Raw genomic sequence first — 1265 nt, forward strand, 5'->3', positions numbered from 1 at the left:
GGGGAGAAGAGGCAGGAATGGGGGATATCAACAGTCATTGTGAATAAACGCGGAAATCCCTGCCCGAAGTGCCTTCCATTCTGTGGAAAAGTTTTTATAGATGATGTGTGGAGCGGGGGAAGCCAGAAGGATGGCAGATATCCACTGTTGAGCAGTGCGGTGGCAGCGGGGCTTTATCATCCAAGGTGCCGAGACAGCCACACCACTTATTTCCCTGGCGTATCTACGGCGGATGATAAGTGGACAAAAGAAGAATTGGAGGCTCTTGCGCAAGAAAACCAAAAAGAAGCAAGGCGGCAATATGCTAAACGCCAGCAAGAGAAATTTCAAAGATTAAAAGAGTGCTCTCTGGATAAAGATAACCAAAAACGATATGCGGATAGGCAAAAGGAATGGGAAAACATATCCAATAGATATAAATATCCGATAAATGAGGATGTATTTGAATCATTCGTAATACCTAGAAATGATGGTAAAAATACCGACGTGCAAAGACCGCGCAATATTATCAAAAAGCTTAAAGAAAATCAAACTGGAAAAGATGCGTATAATCACATCAAGAAAAAAAATATACCGATTTACATATTGTACAACGTAGATAATCCCCGAAGATTATGTGGTGAATACGATCCCATTGATAAATGTATATATGTTTATGCGGATAAGACAAAGACCATTCTGGAGAGCACAAAAACAATTGTTCATGAAGCTATGCACGATAAACTGGGGCATAATGGAACAAGAAAAGAAGAAGTTTTATGTTTTCTGGAAGAAGCAAAATACGAAGGTATTAAATTGACACCGGAAGTAATTAAAGGTATAATAAAAGCAGTAAATAATAGCGCCGTATATGAAGAACTTCCTTGGAGGTGATATGAGTGGGAGATAAAAAAGTTAAAGAACATTTACGGAGAATGGAAGCTCTTCGCAAGGGAGAAAAAATAGATTGCCCATTCTGTGGAAGTGGAAAGATTAGCAAGAAGAATGAAGCTGTTTTTGTGTGTGATACATGCGGAAAAGGGATTGTCGGACGAATGAAAATATTATAAGAAAGACTTATTTAAAAACCACCAGTCAGAAATGATGAGGTGGTATTTTTATACCCATTTTAGCCGCTGTGCTACTACAGCAGAAAAAAAAGGGGGGGGCAGTCATGAAACTATTAAACAGCACATAGGAGGCGATCTAGTATCTCCCTTTGGGACGCGGGGTGAAGCGTCTTATTTTTATGCCCCAAACACGACAAGGGCTTAAAAGGTGCGTGG

Annotated in this window: 2 protein-coding genes; both read left to right on the forward strand. The window is 40.0% G+C overall.

The annotated features are described in order from the left end of the window. Window positions 1-873 (forward strand): phage minor capsid protein (locus tag NFR99_RS15245; protein WP_251354081.1); only part of this gene is annotated, 873 nt, incomplete at its 5' end. A 5-nt stretch (window positions 874-878) separates the two neighbouring features. Continuing rightward, window positions 879-1049, forward strand: a complete 171-nt coding sequence (locus NFR99_RS15250) for a hypothetical protein (RefSeq protein WP_251354082.1) — start codon at window positions 879-881, stop codon at window positions 1047-1049. Window positions 1050-1265: the final 216 nt, after the last annotated feature.

The organism is Hominisplanchenecus murintestinalis, assembly GCF_943193015.1.
Taxonomy (GTDB): domain Bacteria; phylum Bacillota; class Clostridia; order Lachnospirales; family Lachnospiraceae; genus Hominisplanchenecus_A; species Hominisplanchenecus_A murintestinalis.